Consider the following 16664-nt stretch of genomic DNA (forward strand, 5'->3'; position numbering starts at 1 on the left):
TCGTCAGTGGCTTGGCATAGAGCTTCTGCTGCTTTTTCGCATCAATCAACTAAGGTTGCCTGAACCACTGCATCACTTCGGCAGATACAGGGCCGGGGGAAACAGAGCGGAAACATCGTCGTAACCGGAGGTCGCGGATGAGCAAGAAGCCTGACGTCACGCTGGCGCAGCTGCGGTACTTCATCGAGGCGGCTACGCATCTCTCGATGACCCGCGCCGCAGAGGAGCTCTTCGTCGCCCAGTCGGCCGTCTCATCGGCCATCGCGCAGCTGGAGCATCAGGTCGGAGCGCAGCTGTTCATCCGCCAACGCTCCCGCGGCCTGACACTCACGCCGTCCGGGCAGCAGTTCCTCGGCGACGCACGCGCCCTCCTGCTCAATCTGGAGGAGGCGCTCGACACCGCGCGCGGCATCGACAACCAGGTGCGAGGAACCATCCGCATCGGCTGCTTCGTCACGCTCGCGCCCTTCATCCTCCCCGCGATCGTCAGCAGGGTGCGGTCGGAGCATCCCTACCTCGACATCGAGGTGGACGAGCTCGACACAGACGGCGCGCGGGCGGCACTGCGCAGCGGCAGGGTGGAGCTGCTGATCGGCTACGACTTCGGCTTCGGCAACGACATCCGCACCGCCGTGCTGTCCGACGCTCCCCCGCACGTCATCCTGCCAGCCGGCCATCCGCTGGCCGCCTCCCCGCAGGTGTTCCTGCGCGAACTCTCGCGAGAGCCGATGATCCTGCTCGACCTCCCGCACAGCCGCGAGTACTTCCTCGGCATTCTGGCCGGAGCAGGGCTGCAGCCCGAGATCAGGCACCGTTCGCTCAACTACGAGACGGTGCGGGCGTTCGTCGCGCACGGCCACGGCTTCTCGATTCTCAACCAGCGACCCACGCACGACCTCAGCTACGACGGCGAACGCGTGGCGGCGCTGCCGATCGGAGACAGCGTTCCGGCGCTGCCCGTCGTCCTCGCGGCGATGCGCTCGGTGCGCCCGACGGCGCGGGCGCGCGCCGTCGGCGAGATCGCGGCGCAGGTCGTGGCGCAGACCCTCAACCCGCAGCCGTCGTGAGCCTGAACGGTCGTCAGAGATGACAGCTGGGTTTCGCGAGCATTTCGCATCTGACGTGATGATGAAGTGATCCAAGCAAAACTATTTGCGTGATCAGGGTCGCGGAGCAGAGACTGGTCGCAAACGCGAAGGGACGCCGATGACGAGTCTGCACATCACGAACGCCCGGCTCTATCGGGGCGACGGGAACTGGCTCGACGGCGGCGTGCTCGTCCGCGACGGCGTCATCGTCGCCGTCGGTCCTGACGACGTGGTGGCCGCGCAGCGCGACGGCGACACCGAGGTGCGCGACGCAGGCGGCTCCTCGCTCCTCCCCGGGTTCCACGACACCCACGTCCACCCGCCGATGGCGGGAGGCTCGCTCCTCGGAATCGACCTCATGCCCGTGCACGACGCCGATGAGTACGCACGGATCATCGCCGACTACGCGGCCGCACACCCCGAGCTCGACACCATCGTCGGCGTCGGCTGGTACGGCGATGTCTTCCCCGGTGGCTTCCCGACGCGCGCCATCCTCGACGCCATCGTCCCCGACCGGCCGGTGGTCCTCACCAGCCATGACGGCCACGGCGTCTGGGCCAACACGCGAGCGCTGGAGGCCGCAGGCGTCGCGCCAGACATCGCCGACCCGCTCGGCGGCCACTTCCTCCGCGACGGGCACGGCGACCTCACCGGGGTCCTGCTGGACACGGCGATGCAGTCACTGGATGCGATCATCCCGTCACCGGCGCCCGGCTTCCTCGAGCAGGCCATCCTGGCCGCACAGCACCGCCTCCACTCCGTCGGGGTGACCACCTGGCACGACGCAGCGGTCGGCACGAGCGAACTCGGGCCCGACTCGCTCGACGCATACCTCGGCCTGGCCGCGCAGGGAGCGCTCACCGCACGGGTGGTCCTCTGCCAGTGGTGGGATCGCGACCGTGGCCTCGAACAGCTCGCCGACCTGGAGGCACGGCGCACGAGCGTCGCGCACACCCGTGGTCTGGTGGCCGGCACCGTCAAGATCATGCAAGACGGAATGATCGAGAACCACACGGCGGCGTTGCTCGACGACTACACCGACGAGCCCGGCCTGCGTGGAGACTCGTTCATACCGCCCGGCGAGCTCGCCACGATCGTCGCCGAACTCGACGCGCGCGGCTTCGACGTTCACTTGCACGCCGTAGGAGACCGGGCTGTGCGGGAGTGCCTCGACGCGATCGAGCATGCCAGAGCGAGCAACGGGCCGACCGGAGGCCGTCATCAGCTCGCTCACCTCGACGTGGTCGACGCCGCCGACGTCGGCCGGTTCGCTGAGCTCGACGTCACGGTGAACGCGCAGCTGCTCTGGGCGCGCACGGACACAGAGATCGTCGAACGCAAACTGCCGATGATGGGTGACGAACGCGCCGCGCGGCACTTCCCGTTCGGCACGCTTCACGCCAGCGGCGCCCGCATCGTCGCGGGCAGCGACTGGCCGGTCTCCGACCCCAATCCGCTGTGGGCGGTGCACACCGGCACCACCCGGCTGGCGCCATCCACGGATCCGCACGCGACCGGGCTCGCGCTGAGCCAGCCCTTGCTGGCCGGTGAGTCGCTTCCCTTGGGCACAGCGCTCGACGCGTACACCGGCACTGCGGCGTGGATCGGCCGTCTGGAGACGACCACCGGGCGGCTCGAGCCCGGCCTCGCAGCCGACCTCGTCCTCCTCGACCGCGACATCTCCGACGGGCGCGCCCTCGACACCGCCGGTGTTGTCGAGACCTTCGTCGAGGGCCGCTCGGTCTACCGCGCCTGACAGGCGCGGTAGACCGCCGCTGCACTGCCGCCGCTGCACTGCCGCCGCCGCACTGCCGGCGCGGCTCTGGCGGCGCGGCTCAGGCGGCCTTCGTGGCCACGAAGGCGTGCAGGCCTTCCGGCGAGATCGCGAAGCGCACCCGCTGACCGGCGACCAGTGCGTCCGCCTCCTGCGAGAGCATCGTGACGGGGACCCGGAGCTCGCCCACGGCGATCTCCGCCCGGGCGAACGGACCGAAGAAGTCGATCGCGCTCAGCACGCCGCTGGCGGTTCCCGCGCTGGTCGCCGCCTCGTCGCGGACGATGCGCACGCGCTCGGCCATGACGAGCACATCCACCCGGTCTCCCTCATGCAGGTCGTCCTGCGCGGTCGACAGCGACAGACCGCCGACCTCCACCATCGAGGAGGGGCCGGAGCCGTGCACCACGCCCGCCCCGAGCAGCTGGCCGCCGAGGAACTGCGCCACGAACCGGTTGCCCGGCGCGCGGTACATCGACTCGGGGCTGTCGTTCTGCTGCACGACACCGCGGTCGAGCATCATCACCTGGTCGCCGAGGTCCATCGCCTCCTCCTGGTCGTGCGTGACCATGATGGTGGTAAGGCCGGTCTCCTGGTGGATGCGCTTCAGTTCGCGCTGCATCTCGCCGCGGATCTTCTTGTCCAGGGCACTCAGGGGCTCATCCAGCAGGAGCAGATCGGGGCTGGTGACCAGCGCGCGAGCGAGGGCGACGCGCTGCTGCTGACCGCCGGAGAGCTGGGCGGGCGAACGTCCGCCGAAGTCGCCGAGGCCGACCAGTCCGAGCATCTCTTCCGCCTTCTTCTTCGCGGCCGCGCGCGGCGTGCGACGGGCGCGCAGCCCGTACATCACGTTCGACAGCACGCTCAGGTGCGGGAACAGCGCGTAGTTCTGGAAGACGAAGCCGATGTTGCGCTTCTCGACCGAGAGCCGGGTGATGTCGCGCGAGCCGACGCGGATGGCGCCGGCGTCCGGCTCCTCCAGACCGGCGACGATGCGCAGCAGGGTGGATTTGCCGGATCCGGAGGATCCGAGCATGCAGCAGAACTGCCCGTCGCCGACGGTGAGATCCAGCGGTTCGAGGACTCGCGTTCCATTGAAGGTCTTGGAGACGCGCGAGACGGTGAGCTCGGCCATCAGTTTCCTTTGTTCGTAGAGGTCGTGAAGAGCTTGGCGGCGTTGCCGGAGAGCCAGTTGAGCACGACGACCAGCAGCACGGTGCTGAGGATGATGATCGTCGCGAGCGCATCCACGTCGGGGGTCACGCCGAGACGGACCATCGAGTAGATCTGCACGGGGAGGGTGGAGACACCGATCGGGGCGAGGAAGAGCTGGATCGCGAAGTTGTTGAAGGTGATCACGAACGCCAGCAGTCCACCCGCGATGATCGACGGACCGATCAGCGGGACAGTGACGGTCATGAACGTGCGCAGAGGACCAGCGCCCAGCGAGTGAGCGGCTTCCGCGTAGTTCGGGTTCAGGTCGCGCAGCCGCCCGGAGACGATCAGCACGACGAAGGGCAGCGACGTCACGATCGACGCCAGGATCAGCCCGAGCGTGCTCGACCCCAGCCCGAGCCAGCCGAAGACGACGACGAAGCCGGCCGCGAGGATCAGCGCCGGCACCGTGAGCAGCGCCAGGAGGAGGCTGTTGATCGGCAGCGCGATGAACGTTTTCGCCCGCCCCATCCCGAGCGCCAGCAGCGTGCCGACGATCACCGCGAAGATGGTCGCCTGCGTCGCCAGGTTGAGGCTGGTGAGCAGAGATTCGACGAGGGCCTGGTCTTGGGCGAGGTTGGCGTACCAGTCGAACGTGAAGTGGAACGGGAACGTGCCGTAGCGGGACTGGTTGAGGCTCAGGGCGATCATGGCCAGAAGCGGCAGCGCCAGGATGACGAGCACCACATACAGCCAGATCTTCATCGCCCTGGGCAGGACGGCGTTCTTCATCGGAGCACCCCTTCTGTCTGCACCGCGTTGCCCGCCGCGACAGTGGTCTCGGCCCCGGCGATCCGCTCGGCTTTGGGCCGACCGGATTTCGAGACGCCGGATTTCGAGACGCCTGTTTTCGAGACGCCTGTTTTCGAGACGCCGGAGAGCGCGTTGCGAGACCAGGCGAGCAGCCCGGTCACGCCGCCGACGACCGCGAGCGACGCCACCAGCAGCACGAGCGACATCGCCACCGCGAACTGCTGGTGCACTCCGGCAGACAGCTGCGCCGAGATCGTGTTGCCGAGCATCTGCCCGTTGGGTCCGCCGAGGATCGCCGGCTCGGCGAACGCGCCGACGGTCTGCACGAACGTCAGCGCGAAGTTCACGCCGATCATCGCCGTCGACAGCGGCCAGATCACCCGGGTGAAGACGAATCCCTTCGAGGCGCCCAGTGTGCGGGAGGCTTCGAGAACCGACCCGTTGATCTGCTCGGATGCCGAGTACATCACCAGAATGGCGGTGGGGATGGACTCCTGCACCAGCATCAGGATGTTCGCCGCCGGGGTGTACATGATCGATGCCTGCGGGTCGGCGACGCCGATCGCCGACAGCAGCGACATCACCGGACCGCCGGCCTGGATCAGGCTGACGAACCCGTAGATCAGCAGCAGCTGCGACGTGATGTACGGGATGATCACGAACCCCAGGATCAGGGGCTTCGCCTTCGGTCCGGTGTAGCGGGCCAGCGCCCACGCGGCCGGCCATGCCAGCGCGACGCTGACCACGGTCACGCAGAACGCGATCACCAGCGTGCGGCCGAGCAGCGACATGTACACCGGGCTGGCGAACATCTGCGCGAAATTCTCGAAGGTGAAACTCCCTGAGCCGTTCGTGAACCCGATGATCACCAGAGCGATCAGTGGCAGCAGCGCGAACAGGACGAGGAGGATGCCGCCGGGCGTGAGCAGAAAGCCCGTGCCCAGGGCCCCTCTGGCCCGCCGCCGGGGACGGCGGGCCAGGGAGAGAGGGGCTGTGGTCATCATCAGCCGGCTTTCACCTGGGTCCAGGCGTCGACCCAGGACTGGAGCCGGTCGGCGGGCTCTGGCAGCTGCAGCGCCAGGCTCGAGATCTTGTCGGGGTTCGCCTGCAGGCGGTCCAGAGTTGCCGGTTCGAGGGCATCGACCACGGCCTTGTTGGCCGGCGCCGGCGACGAGTCAGCCGGCGTGTTCGCCCACTTCGTGAGGAAGTCCGAGCTGGTCATGTAGTTCAGCCACTTGTATGCCAGATCGAGATGCTGCGTCTTTGCCGCGATCGCCCAGTTGTCGATCCAGCCGACCGCGCCCTCTTTGGCGATCTCGTAGGTGAAGTTCGTCGTGCCGGTCGCCTTGCCGGCGATCAGGCCGCCGATGCCGTCGGAGTTGGCGACGCCCGCGACGATCGACCCGCTGCTGATGCCCTTGGCCAGGTCGTCTGTCGAGGAGTACAGCAGCTTCGCGTTGTCTTTCAGCTTCTGCATCGCCGGCGTGACCTTCGCCATGTCGGGATTCTGCGGATCCTCACCGAGGTAGAGGGCCGTGAGCGGCACGAGCACGGTGGCGTCGTCGATGAGAGCGATCTTGCCCTTGTATTTCGGGTCCCAGAGCACGCTGAGCGAGTCGGGCGTCGGAGTCACCACGCTCTTGTCGAAGAACAGCCCGGTGCTGCCCCAGGTCCACGGGATCCCGTACAGCTTGCCGTCCTCGCGGATCTCGCTGCGGCCGGAGAACTCGGGGTACAGATCTTTGTAGTTCGTCAGCTTGGAGGTGTCGAGCTGGTGGAAGATGCCCTGGTCGATGCCCTGTCCGATGTACTGGATGTTCGGCAGCGCGACATCGACGGCGCCGTTCGCCTTGTTCACCAACTGCAGTTCGTTCGACTCCGAGTCGATGTACTGGAATTTGAGGGTGGCGCCCGTCTTCTTCTTGAAGTCGGTCGCGACCCAGGGCAGGTCAGCGCCGTAGCCCTTCCAGATGGCGACGGTCAGAGTGTTGCTGTCGCTGCCGGCTGCGCTCGGCGAGAGCGAGCACGAGGTGAGGGCGATGGCCGCGGCCACCGCTGCGCCGACGGCGATGGTCCCCCGTCGTCTGTTGGAGCGGCGCCGTTGCCCTGTGATGCTGCGTGAGTTGTTCACGTCGTATTCTCCTTTATCTGTGGTGCTGATGATCCACTCTTGGCGGTGGGGTCAGAGGATGCCCGCTGTGGCCTCCTCCAGGTATGTGCGCGCCGCGATGAGCTGCCCGACCGGGTCGGACGCCACGTCGAGCTCGAGCAGGATGCCGCCCTGGTAGCCGATCTCGGCGAGGGTGGTGGCGAAGGCCGCCCAGTCGACGATGCCCTGGCCTGCGGCGCGGAAGTACGGGCGGTGGCGATCGAAGATGTCGCCGTCGACCAGTGCCTTCTCGCGGAACGCTCCCGCCGCATCCTTCCAGTGCGCGATGACGACGCGCTCGCGGTGGCGTGAGACGAGCTGCACGGGGTCTCCCCCGCCGAGCACGATGTGTCCGGTGTCCGGGCAGAACGCCACGAGGAAGGGGTCGGTGAGAAGCAGGAACAGGTCCACGTCCCGCGGGGTCCAGAACACTGAGTGGCTCTCGGTGTGCAGCGCGAGGGTCACGCCGTGGCGGGCCGTGATCGCACCGACCTCGTTGGCGATGTCGGCGATCGGGACGGCGGTGGCGAGATCCACCGGCGCGAGGTTGTCGCCCTGAGCGTTGTTGCGCCGCATCGGCAGGCCGGCGACCAGGAAGGACGCCCCGATCTCCGCCAGGAATGCCGACTCGGTCTCGGCCGCGGAGAGGATGGCCGCACGGGTGGCGGGGTCGGTGACATCTGCTGAGTGCTCGATGTCGGCGAAGTACGCGCTGACGACTGAGAGTCCGCGCGAGGCGACTTCGGCGGCGAACGCCGGTGCGGAGCCGTATGCGGCGATGGCGGTCAGTCGGTCGGCCGGTGCGAACGTCATCTCGAATTCCGCGATCCCCGCCTCCTGAAGAGCGTCGAGAATCGTGTCCCAGACGCGTCGGGGCTCGGCGGCCGCGAGAGCCTGCAACTCCTCCCGGGTGCCCGCACCGAAGAATCCGGGGTCGAAGAAGGTGATCAGGTCGACGCCGAATGGGCGGGTCGTGACGGGGGCGGTGGTGATGCTCATGCGTTCGCGGTCTCCTTGGCGGTCGCGGAGGTCCAGGTCTCGGTGGAGGGGGCTGGACGCTCGCAGGTGGTGGTGAGGGTGTGGACGCCGTCTGTGCCGTTCGCGATCGCGTCCAGCACTTCCAGCACGTGCAGGGCGAAGCCGGCACTGGTGCGGAACGGCTCGCCGTTCAGCGCGCCGGCCAGGTCGGCGACGCCGGGACCACGCAGCGGCAGCAGCTCGTCGAGCACGCCCTCTGTGAAGCCGCCGATCACAGGCGGGAGCGGACGCCAACCGTCTTCGCCGTGCAGGTGAACCGTCACGGCGTCGTCGTAGTTGTTGGGGTCCGGCACACTGAGGGTGCCTTTCGAGCCGTACAGCTCGATGAACGGCAGCTTGTGGTCCCACACGTCGAAGCTCGCGAGCACGGTGCCGATGGCGCCAGATGCGAAATTGAGCGTTGCCGAGGCGTGCGTGGGAATCGTCACGTCGATGGACTCGACCCGCCTGTCCGGGGTCGACACCGGCCGCACGGGGCTGCCGATCCTGGCGCTGGCGTAGACGCTCGCGAGCGGCCCGAGCAGGTTGACCAGCGCCGCGATGTAGTAGGGACCCATGTCGAGCGCTGGGCCGCCTCCCGCTTGGAACAGGAAGGTGGGGTCCGGGTGCCAGAGCTCGGCCTTGCTGTGCGTGACGAACGCGCTGGCGCCGATGACCTCGCCGATCAGACCGTCGTCCACAGCGGCGCGGGCGGTCTGCCCGGCCGAGCCGAGGAAGGTGTCCGGGGCGGAGCCGAACAATACCCCGCGCTCGCGGGCTTCGGCGACCAACGGGGCCGCGGTCGCGAACGACGCCGTGAGCGGCTTCTCTGTGAAGACGTGCTTGCCGGTGGCCAGGAGCGCCCGGGTGACGCTCTCGTGCGCGAGCGGCGGGGTCAGATTGACCAGGATGTCCGCCGCTCCGTCGGCGGCGAGCGCCTCGACCGAGTCGAACACCCGCACGCCGTATCGCTCTCCCGCGGCGCGGGCGAGCTCTGCGCTCAGGTCGGTGCACCCGACGATCTCCAGGCCGTCGAAGCGTTCCAGACCGCGGAAGTACGCGCCAGATATGTTGCCGCAGCCGACGATGCCGACCCCGACCTGATTTGAGTTGCGAGTCACCGGTCGCCCCTTCTTCATTGAAGCTGAAAGCCGGACCCGAGATCCGGGATCGGCTGTTGAAGGGGACAGTATCAATTATGCGCGGTGATAGCAAAACAATTATGCGGATTGATAGCAAAACTTTTTTCGATCCCGTAGGATCGGCCTCGGGCACGAAGGGGCAGACCGTCATATGGACCATCAGGACATGAGGCAGCGCAACGCTGCGAACACGCTCGGGATCCTCTACGGCTCCAGCCCGGCCACGATGGCCGACCTGCAGAGCCAGTCCGGGCTGTCCAGGCGAACCATCGAGGTCATCCTCGACGACCTCATGCAGAGCGGCTGGGTGACGGAGGTGCATTCGACGACCTCCACCACACGTCCGGTCGGCCGACCCGCACGAAGCTATGCGTTCCGTTACGACGCAGCCTGCGTCGTCGCCCTACAGCTGGAGGCCGGGCAGATCCATGCGACGGTCGCCGATCTGGCGACCAACATCCTCGGCGACCTGCGCGTCCCGTTGCCGATCAAGACCTCGCGCGCGGAGCGTCTCTCCCTCCTCGACGACAGTGTCACCAGTCTCCTCGACACGGCGGGGGTCGACCGGTCGGCCGTCGTGGCCGTGACCGTCTCCACGCCCGGGATCGTGCGCGACGACGGGATGGTCGACCTCCCGATGACCATGCCGGAGTGGACCGGCTTCTCCCTCAGCGACGCCGTCGGCGAACTGTTCGACTGCCCGGTGCGCGTCGAGAACGATGCGAAGATCGCCGCCCTCGGCGAGAAATGGTCACGCGACGGCGAGGTGCAGGACTTCGCGTACATCTTCTCCGACAGCGAGCGCATCGGCATCGGCCTCGTGCTCGGCAACGAGCTCTATCGCGGCCGCGACGGCGCCGCCGGCGAGATCAGCTGGGCCCGTGACCTCGGCCTCCACGACCTGGTCAGCCCTCTCCTCGTCGACCTCGCCGACGAGCTCGCCCCCGGCCACGCGGCCACCCTGGAACTCGTCACGGCCGCACGCGCCGGAGAACCCCACGCACTCGAGGAGGTCAGCCGTCTCGCCAGGGCGCTCAGCACCGGAATCACCCTGATCGCCTGGCTCCTCGCCCCGACGGAGATCATCTTCGGCGGCTCACTCGGCACCATCCAAGACCTGCTGATCCCCGCCCTCGAAGAGGAGCTCGCGAAGAACGACCGCCCTCTGGAAGCCCGCCTCCGCGGCTCCCAGTACGGCGACGCCAGCGTCCTCACCGGTTGCCTCCGCATGTGCATCGAATCGCTGAGCGACCAGCTGTTCACGCCCGCCGGCCTGACAGAGATCGGCCCGGCGCGGATTGCGGCTGGTGGGGAACTGGAGCTGGCTCGCGCGGTGCGCTGATGGGGAGGCTGCCCGGCCCGCAGATGCGCCCTGGCGCGTTGGGCGCAAGGGCGGAGGGGCGCAAGGGCGCAAGGGGCGCAGCGGCGGCCTCATCGTCGGCGGCCTCGGGTTCGCCGGTGAGGGTTGGGGGTCCGTGCGGATCGTAGTTCCGCTACGCCGAACCTGACACCAGTCCGGGCCGGTCGAACGTTCACGGGCTGACGCGGGCTCTGCGTCCCTCGAAGCCGACGATGTCACCGAGTTGCAGCTGCCGCCCGCGGCGGCGGTCGACCTCACCGTTCACGGTCACGTAGCCGTTGATGATGGCCTCTTTCACGTCTCCACCGGAGTCGAGCAGCCCAGCGAACTTCAGGAACTGCCCGAGGCGAATGCCCTCACCACCGACCGGCACGTCAACGATCGGTTCCGGTTTCGTCATTCCCGAATGGTAACCCACCAGCGACCGGCCGCAGAGTCGGTCACCCACCCACGAGCCGGATCAGCCACGATGCAGGAGACGCCGACCGTAGTCCGAGTACGATCCGGTGAAAACGCGCTTCGTGCATCAAGGGAGAGAACGCGATGAGACCACTTCGCTACGCCATCAATGTCACTCTCGACGGCTGCTGCCATCACGAGGCAGGGCTTGCCCCCGACGAGGAGTCGATGCGCTATTGGACCGCCGAGGTGGAGCGAGCCGATGCTCTGCTTTTCGGTCGGGTGACCTACGAGATGATGGAGTCGGCGTGGCGCCGGCCGGCCACGGGTACGTGGCCCGAGTGGATGGACGAGTGGCAGATCCCGTTCGCCGAGGCCATCGACGGCGCGGAGAAGCACATCGTGTCGAGCACGCTGAGCGGGGTCGACTGGAACGCCGAACTGCTTCGGGGCGACCTGCGGCAAGCGGTCGAGCGGCTCAAGCAGGAGCCGGGTGACGGTCTTTTCGTCGGTGGCGTGACGCTTCCCCGAGCGTTGGCGGATCTGGGACTGATCGACGAATACGTGTTCGTTGTTCACCCTGTTCTTGCCGGACACGGGCCGACGTTGCTCGCGGGTCTTCGGGAGCGCATCCAGCTCGAGCTGGTGGACCGGCAGGAGTTCCGGTCGGGGGTGACCGCGCTGCGGTTCCGGCCGGCTCCGGCCTGCTCCGGCCGGGTCCCGCCAAGTGGGTAACGGCGTGACGTGATTGCTCCTGACGGTCCCGGCAGGGCGGGGCGGCTCAGCATTTGCAATCGTTCTGTCGGCGGGCGAATCTCGCGTGCACGAGGATGATGGACCCATGCCCGCCACTCACCGTCCCGGCCTTCGGGTCGACTCGGGACTCACGATCCCCGAGTCTGAGCTGTCTTGGCGATTCTCGCGGTCATCCGGCCCCGGCGGCCAGAGTGTGAACACTGCCGACTCCCGGGTTGAACTCGTGTGGGATGTGGCAGGCTCAGCCGTTCTCACACCGTTTCAGCGGGAGCGACTCCTCGATCGTCTGGGCAGCCGCCTGGTCGACGGAGCGCTGACGATCGCAGCATCCGAGCACCGCGCCCAATTGCGCAATCGGGAAGCCGCCCGCCTCCGGCTGGCCGATATCGTGGCCGACGCCCTCCTGCCCCCGGCCCCACCGCGGAAACCGACGAAACCGAGCCGCGGCGCCAAGCAACGCCGCTTGGAGGCGAAGAAGCGACGCACCGACGTCAAGCGACTGCGCCGCCCTCCTCACGATTGACCGTTGACGCGCCCGGGCCGGAAACCGCTTCGACCCGAGCGGACTACGCCTGGGGGCGCCAACGGGCAATTCGAGGGAAGTGGGGCGGACGTTCGCGTTTCGAGTCGTGGCTGAGTCTCAACGAACAGGAGGCCGCCGATTCCGGTGACGTTCCTATTCCCCGAGGCCGTTCCGAAACCCGTCGCGCCAGCTCGCGTAGGTGGGGCTCCACCCGAGCGCAGCCTTCGCCTTCGCATTTGACGAGCCGCGCGCTGTCGTCATCCACTGCACCCCGAAATCGCCGATCAGCGGACGGGCCGCCCACGCTGGTATACGCATCGGCTTCCTCCCACCTGCGGCGCTGGCGAGCTCCGGTAGCCACTCGGCGACCGCGGCAGGATCGTCGTCGACGATGTTGTACAGACCAGATGCCCCTCGCGTTGCGGCCGCGACCGTCGCCGATGCTGCGTCGTCGATGTGGCAGAACGACCAGACCCCGCCACCACCGCCGACGATGGGCATCCGACCTTTGCGAACGAGCTCGAGCATCTCCCCGCCCGTGCCGAGGGACTGCGCGGGGCCGTACAACGGCCCGTAGCGGAGGACGAGTCCTCCGGCTGCCAAGGTCACTGTCTCGGTGTGGGCGATCGCGGCGAGGGTCTGGCGTGATGCCGCGGCAGGGTTCGGGTCGAGTGGATCCAGCTCCGATTTCACCTGGGCTCCGGCGTGCTCATTCGTCCACCCGGTGAAGCTTTGCACGATGTAGCGGGTTGTCCCGGCCTGCTGCCCAGCGTCCAGCAGCGCATCGGTGGCACGCGTCCGCAACTCATTTGTGACCGCGAACGATGTGTCGATCTTCTTGAGGTTCATTCCGCCTGCAAGCGCGGTGAGCTCATGAACGATGACGTCCGGCTGGGCATTGAGCACTGCTCGACGGATGGAGTCCACATCCCGGCCATCCATGACGACGCCGTGACCTCCCGCAGCAGTGATCAGGCGCGCTCCTTCGAGCGAACGAGACGTGCCGGTCACCTCGTGACCTGCAGCGGCGAAGAGGGGGACGAGCCGGGACCCGACGGCTCCCGTTGCGCCTGCGATGAATACCTTCATGATGGTGCTCCTATCTGTCACCCCCTTCGACGGGCGACCCTGCCTGTGTGTGACAGACTGCGAACATGGATCTCGCCGTCGAAGCGGCTGCGCTTCGTCCTCTCATGTTCTCGATCGCGTATCGGATGCTCGGCAGCGTCACCGACGCCGAGGACATCGTGCAGGCGGGAATGCTGCGGCTGCACGAGCGGACTCGTGCCGGCGAGGTCATCCAACGACCGGACGCCTTCGCTTCGACGGTGGCGACGCGCCTTTCGATCGACGTGCTTCGCTCCGCTCGTCGCACCCGCGAATTGTACGTCGGCCCATGGCTGCCCGAGCCTCTACTCATCGACGACGACGACCCGGCCCGACGCATCGAGCACGACGAGACAGTAACCGTGGGCGTGCTCAGGATGCTCGAACGGCTCGGCCCGATCGAGCGGGCTGTGTTCGTTCTGCACGAGTCGCTGGGCCTGGACTACGCCGAAATCTCGGAGATCGTGGGACGCTCCCCGTCCGCGTGCCGCCAGATCCTGCATCGCGCGCGCGTTCGGGTCGCCGCAGACAGTGTCCGGTTCGACGTTGATCGCGCTCGCGCCGCACATCTCGCCGGTGACTTCCTCCAGGCTCTGCGCGAGGGTGACGTCGACGGTGTCGTGCGCGTTCTCGCGCACGACGTGGTGCTGACCGCCGATGGCGGCGGAAAGGCGCCCGCCATCCAGCGCCCGATGGCGGGCGACGTGGCGGTTGCCCGGTTCCTCGTCGGCCTCATGCGACGCGGCATGAAACTCGGTGTCACGATCGAGTCGGTCTTCGCCAACGGAGAGCACGCACTACGGTTCCGCGGTGCAAACAATGCGACCCTGGCAGTGCTCACACTCCACTTCCAGGACGGCTCGATCCGTGCCCTGTCGAATCAGTTGAACCCTGACAAGCTCCGCCACCTCGGGCGGATCGGCGACCTCTTCGCGCTCTTGCACGGCGTGGACGACGTTGACGGCGGGCGCTGACGGCGACCATCTGTTCAGGCGACTCCTGACCACGGATGCTTCATCCCGCTGAACTTCTGGAAGAAGCAGTGCCTGGACGATTTCGCTCGCGCGACCCGCAACCTTGCCTCGCGGCGCTCGGGCTGTGCATGGCCGATCGTGACAGCGCACAGAAGGCGCTGAAAGACAAACAACTTCGAAATCGCGGCGACGAAACCCGGGTGCGTGACACCCCTGCGGCAGGGAAGCCGCCCGCCAGTGGCGTATGCCTCACATCGCGCACTGGAGGGACTCGAACCCCCAACCCTTTCCTTAGGACGGAACTGCTCTTCCATTGAGCTACAGAGGCTGACCTGTCGAGTCTAGCGAAACGTGGCGGTGCAAAAGCTGTCGAAAGGGTGGTGTCGGCCCTGTGGAACGCACATTTGGCAGCTCGCGGGCGGGCAAACAGACAGGCAAGCACGCAAGCACGCGAAGAGGCACGCAGACAGCCAGACCCACGGGTCCAGGCCCACGGGTCCAGACCCACGGGTCCAGACCCTCGGATCAGGCGGCGGGCTCCAGGTAGTCGTGCCATTCGGGCTGGGCTGACTCGACGCCGCGGACGACCCAGGAGGCGTCGTAGGGCACGCGGGGGGTGAAGGCGAGCGACCAGCCCATCTCGCCGGGGGTTCTGTCGCTTTTGATGTTGTTGCAGCGCAGGCAGCAGGCGACCAGGTTCTCCCAGCTGTCGGCGCCGCCGCGGGAGCGGGGCTGGATGTGGTCGATCGTGGTTGCGGATTTGCCGCAGTAGGCGCAGCGGTGCGCATCCCGGCGCAGCACGCCGCGGCGGCTCACCGGCACGGTGCGGCCGCGGGGCAGGCGCACATAGCGGGTGAGCAGGATGACGGATGGTCGCTCGAAGCTGTCGGAGATGCCCCAGACGGGGTGGTCCTGGTCGATGGCCACGACGGTTGCCTTCTGGTTCATGACGAGCACGAGGGCGCGCTTGAAAGAGACGACGGCCAGGGGCTCGTACCCGGCGTTGAGGACCAGTGTTCTCATCTCAGACCTTCCTGCGGTCCGGATGCGGACGGCGTGCGGCGGCAAAGAAAAAGGGCACTGTCCGTGTGGACAGCGCCCTGCGAGGAGGAGGCATGGTGGCGGCAGGCCACGAAATGGTGGCGGCAGGCCAAGAAGTCTTGGTGACGAGGGGCGAAATGGCCGCGATCGGTCACGGTGGCCTGCGCCACGCTCATGACCTTCCGCTCTACCATCGGCTCTCCCGGATCTCTCACGGTGTCAGGGGAACAGAGTAACCCAGAAACGGCGCCCCACATATTCGTGGCGCGCCGTTCCGGTGCTGTGTGGGGCGGTGTTCACGAAAAGTTCGCAGAACGGGGCACCCCGCAAGGTCAGATGCCGAGTCGGACGATGTAGTAGTCGCTGGTCCAGATCGGGCGGATGGAGATGCTGCGGCCGGTGTCGGGCGCATCCATGATGTTGCCGTTGCCGGCGTAGAAGCCGTCGTGGCCGGGCATGATCACCACATCGCCGGGAACGGCGTCCTGAATCGAGATGCGGGTGCCGCGAGCGGCCTGGCCCGAAACCGAGTGCGGCAAAGAGATGCCGAACTGGGCGTAGACGAACATGATGTAGCCCGAGCAGTCGAAACCGGCCGGGGTGGACCCGCCGAAGACGTACGGCGTGCCGATGTACTGCTGGGCGACCGAGAACACCTGCGAGAGGCTGAACTTCGGGTAAGGCGGGTTGGCCAGGAAGTCGGTGACCGACGGGCCGGAGTAGCTGCTCGCGTAGCTGGCCAGCGAGACGGCAGCGCGCTGGCGGGCGGCCTCGGCGGCCTTCTGGGTGGCGAGCTGCTCCTCGGTGGTCGCGCTCGACGTGTCGCGGGCGACGGATGCGGCGGCCACGGTCTGCGGAACCTCGACGCTCTGCGACTGCGCCTTCTTCATGCCGTCGATGGCGGACGCCTTGAACTGCGCCCCGTCGGCTCCCTGCGGGTTGAAGGCGTAGGCCGGGATCGCCATCGTGGCGATGAGGCCGGCGGCCAACGTCATGACGGCGACGTTGATGACGCCGCCCTTGATCTTCTTCTTGGCGGCCGGTTTCGCCGGCTTCGCGGCGGGCGATGCGGCGGCGGGCTCGACAGTGCGAGCAGAGTTCGAGACGGGGGCGACCCGCTCGGCACGCAGAGAGCGGCGGGAGACAAGGTCGGAGGTGGAGCCTGTGGTGGAACGATTCGGGTTGGTTGAGGGGTCCTCTTCAGAACCGGGCGTACCTAATTGGGCCAAGGTGTAAACCTCCTGCGCTCCAACAGCACTAGGTAGCTGTCCCGTCCCGGTTGCTTATAGCTTCGGCTTCGCGAATCAAGAGACAGTGGGTGGGGGTGGAGCGTCTTGACCCGGGTCCTGTGGCCGGCTTCTGGCCC

The 16664-nt window shown here is 67.4% G+C and carries 16 protein-coding genes; 6 read left to right on the top strand and 10 right to left on the bottom strand.

Features of this window, described 5'->3' with window-relative positions; genetic code table 11:
* The first annotated feature begins 137 nt into the window (after positions 1 to 137).
* Positions 138 to 1067: a LysR family transcriptional regulator gene (locus K5L49_RS06840; protein WP_223691409.1), complete on the top strand. Its 930-nt coding sequence runs from the start codon at positions 138 to 140 to the stop codon at positions 1065 to 1067.
* Between the two features lie 139 nt (positions 1068 to 1206).
* Positions 1207 to 2844 carry an amidohydrolase gene (locus tag K5L49_RS06845; RefSeq protein WP_223691410.1) on the top strand — a complete coding sequence of 546 codons (1638 nt, stop codon included), beginning with the start codon at positions 1207 to 1209 and terminating at the stop codon, positions 2842 to 2844.
* A gap of 79 nt (positions 2845 to 2923) precedes the next feature.
* Here the strand turns inward: K5L49_RS06845 and K5L49_RS06850 are convergent, their stop codons facing one another.
* From K5L49_RS06850 to K5L49_RS06875, 6 genes are read right to left on the bottom strand one after another with little or no spacing between them, the layout of a single operon-like run.
* Positions 2924 to 3997, bottom strand: coding sequence for an ABC transporter ATP-binding protein (locus K5L49_RS06850; RefSeq protein ID WP_223691411.1), 1074 nt, complete (start codon positions 3995 to 3997; stop codon positions 2924 to 2926).
* Entirely contained in the window at positions 3997 to 4809 is an 813-nt protein-coding gene (locus K5L49_RS06855) for an ABC transporter permease (RefSeq protein WP_223691413.1), read from the bottom strand. The genes K5L49_RS06850 and K5L49_RS06855 overlap by 1 nt, the downstream gene beginning before the upstream one ends.
* The gene (locus K5L49_RS06860; protein WP_223691415.1) at positions 4806 to 5831 is read right to left on the bottom strand and encodes an ABC transporter permease; all 1026 of its coding nucleotides are present in this window, start codon (positions 5829 to 5831) and stop codon (positions 4806 to 4808) included. Before K5L49_RS06860 ends, K5L49_RS06855 begins: the two co-directional genes overlap by 4 nt.
* 2 nt (positions 5832 to 5833) lie before the next feature.
* Positions 5834 to 6961 (bottom strand): ABC transporter substrate-binding protein, encoded by a 1128-nt coding sequence (locus tag K5L49_RS06865; protein ID WP_223691418.1) that lies wholly within the window; start codon positions 6959 to 6961, stop codon positions 5834 to 5836.
* Between the two features lie 51 nt (positions 6962 to 7012).
* Positions 7013 to 7978: a sugar phosphate isomerase/epimerase family protein gene (locus K5L49_RS06870; protein ID WP_223691420.1), complete on the bottom strand. Its 966-nt coding sequence runs from the start codon at positions 7976 to 7978 to the stop codon at positions 7013 to 7015.
* On the bottom strand, positions 7975 to 9117 hold the full coding sequence (locus K5L49_RS06875) for a Gfo/Idh/MocA family protein (protein WP_223691422.1): 1143 nt from the start codon (positions 9115 to 9117) through the stop codon (positions 7975 to 7977). Before K5L49_RS06875 ends, K5L49_RS06870 begins: the two co-directional genes overlap by 4 nt.
* 187 nt (positions 9118 to 9304) lie before the next feature.
* Here K5L49_RS06875 and K5L49_RS06880 point away from each other — a divergent pair, with 187 nt between their 5' ends.
* Entirely contained in the window at positions 9305 to 10480 is a 1176-nt protein-coding gene (locus tag K5L49_RS06880) for an ROK family protein (RefSeq protein ID WP_223691423.1), read from the top strand.
* Between the two features lie 190 nt (positions 10481 to 10670).
* Here K5L49_RS06880 and K5L49_RS06885 read toward each other — a convergent pair whose 3' ends face one another.
* Positions 10671 to 10898: an RNA-binding S4 domain-containing protein gene (locus tag K5L49_RS06885; protein WP_223691424.1), complete on the bottom strand. Its 228-nt coding sequence runs from the start codon at positions 10896 to 10898 to the stop codon at positions 10671 to 10673.
* Between the two features lie 143 nt (positions 10899 to 11041).
* Here K5L49_RS06885 and K5L49_RS06890 point away from each other — a divergent pair, with 143 nt between their 5' ends.
* On the top strand, positions 11042 to 11632 hold the full coding sequence (locus K5L49_RS06890) for a dihydrofolate reductase family protein (RefSeq protein ID WP_223691425.1): 591 nt from the start codon (positions 11042 to 11044) through the stop codon (positions 11630 to 11632).
* A 106-nt stretch (positions 11633 to 11738) separates the two neighbouring features.
* The gene (gene arfB, locus K5L49_RS06895; RefSeq protein ID WP_223691426.1) at positions 11739 to 12176 is read left to right on the top strand and encodes an alternative ribosome rescue aminoacyl-tRNA hydrolase ArfB; all 438 of its coding nucleotides are present in this window, start codon (positions 11739 to 11741) and stop codon (positions 12174 to 12176) included.
* 153 nt (positions 12177 to 12329) lie between these two features.
* Here arfB and K5L49_RS06900 read toward each other — a convergent pair whose 3' ends face one another.
* A complete protein-coding gene (locus K5L49_RS06900) occupies positions 12330 to 13265 on the bottom strand; it encodes an NAD-dependent epimerase/dehydratase family protein (RefSeq protein ID WP_223691427.1) in 936 nt (311 codons plus the stop codon).
* A gap of 65 nt (positions 13266 to 13330) precedes the next feature.
* Here K5L49_RS06900 and sigJ point away from each other — a divergent pair, with 65 nt between their 5' ends.
* Complete coding sequence (sigJ, locus tag K5L49_RS06905) at positions 13331 to 14257, top strand: RNA polymerase sigma factor SigJ (protein WP_223691433.1); 927 nt, start codon at positions 13331 to 13333, stop codon at positions 14255 to 14257.
* 525 nt (positions 14258 to 14782) lie between these two features.
* Here sigJ and K5L49_RS06910 read toward each other — a convergent pair.
* Both K5L49_RS06910 and K5L49_RS06915 read right to left on the bottom strand, forming a co-directional pair.
* Complete coding sequence (locus K5L49_RS06910; RefSeq protein WP_223691435.1) at positions 14783 to 15280, bottom strand: HNH endonuclease; 498 nt, start codon at positions 15278 to 15280, stop codon at positions 14783 to 14785.
* Positions 15281 to 15630: 350 nt separating this feature from the next.
* The gene (locus K5L49_RS06915; protein ID WP_223691437.1) at positions 15631 to 16527 is read right to left on the bottom strand and encodes a C40 family peptidase; all 897 of its coding nucleotides are present in this window, start codon (positions 16525 to 16527) and stop codon (positions 15631 to 15633) included.
* Positions 16528 to 16664: the final 137 nt, after the last annotated feature.

It is taken from the genome of Leifsonia poae, from assembly GCF_020009625.1.
Classification (GTDB): domain Bacteria; phylum Actinomycetota; class Actinomycetes; order Actinomycetales; family Microbacteriaceae; genus Leifsonia; species Leifsonia poae_A.

Bases quoted from the DNA above. Each gene is read 5' to 3' on its own strand.
- K5L49_RS06840 (WP_223691409.1), top strand. From the start codon at position 138: ATGAGCAAGAAGCCTGACGTCACGCTGGCGCAGCTGCGGTACTTCATC.
- K5L49_RS06845 (WP_223691410.1), top strand. From the start codon at position 1,207: ATGACGAGTCTGCACATCACGAACGCCCGGCTCTATCGGGGCGACGGG.
- K5L49_RS06850 (WP_223691411.1), bottom strand. From the start codon at position 3,997: ATGGCCGAGCTCACCGTCTCGCGCGTCTCCAAGACCTTCAATGGAACG.
- K5L49_RS06855 (WP_223691413.1), bottom strand. From the start codon at position 4,809: ATGAAGAACGCCGTCCTGCCCAGGGCGATGAAGATCTGGCTGTATGTG.
- K5L49_RS06860 (WP_223691415.1), bottom strand. From the start codon at position 5,831: ATGACCACAGCCCCTCTCTCCCTGGCCCGCCGTCCCCGGCGGCGGGCC.
- K5L49_RS06870 (WP_223691420.1), bottom strand. From the start codon at position 7,978: ATGAGCATCACCACCGCCCCCGTCACGACCCGCCCATTCGGCGTCGAC.
- K5L49_RS06880 (WP_223691423.1), top strand. From the start codon at position 9,305: ATGAGGCAGCGCAACGCTGCGAACACGCTCGGGATCCTCTACGGCTCC.
- K5L49_RS06885 (WP_223691424.1), bottom strand. From the start codon at position 10,898: ATGACGAAACCGGAACCGATCGTTGACGTGCCGGTCGGTGGTGAGGGC.
- K5L49_RS06890 (WP_223691425.1), top strand. From the start codon at position 11,042: ATGAGACCACTTCGCTACGCCATCAATGTCACTCTCGACGGCTGCTGC.
- arfB (WP_223691426.1), top strand. From the start codon at position 11,739: ATGCCCGCCACTCACCGTCCCGGCCTTCGGGTCGACTCGGGACTCACG.
- K5L49_RS06900 (WP_223691427.1), bottom strand. From the start codon at position 13,265: ATGAAGGTATTCATCGCAGGCGCAACGGGAGCCGTCGGGTCCCGGCTC.
- sigJ (WP_223691433.1), top strand. From the start codon at position 13,331: ATGGATCTCGCCGTCGAAGCGGCTGCGCTTCGTCCTCTCATGTTCTCG.
- K5L49_RS06910 (WP_223691435.1), bottom strand. From the start codon at position 15,280: ATGAGAACACTGGTCCTCAACGCCGGGTACGAGCCCCTGGCCGTCGTC.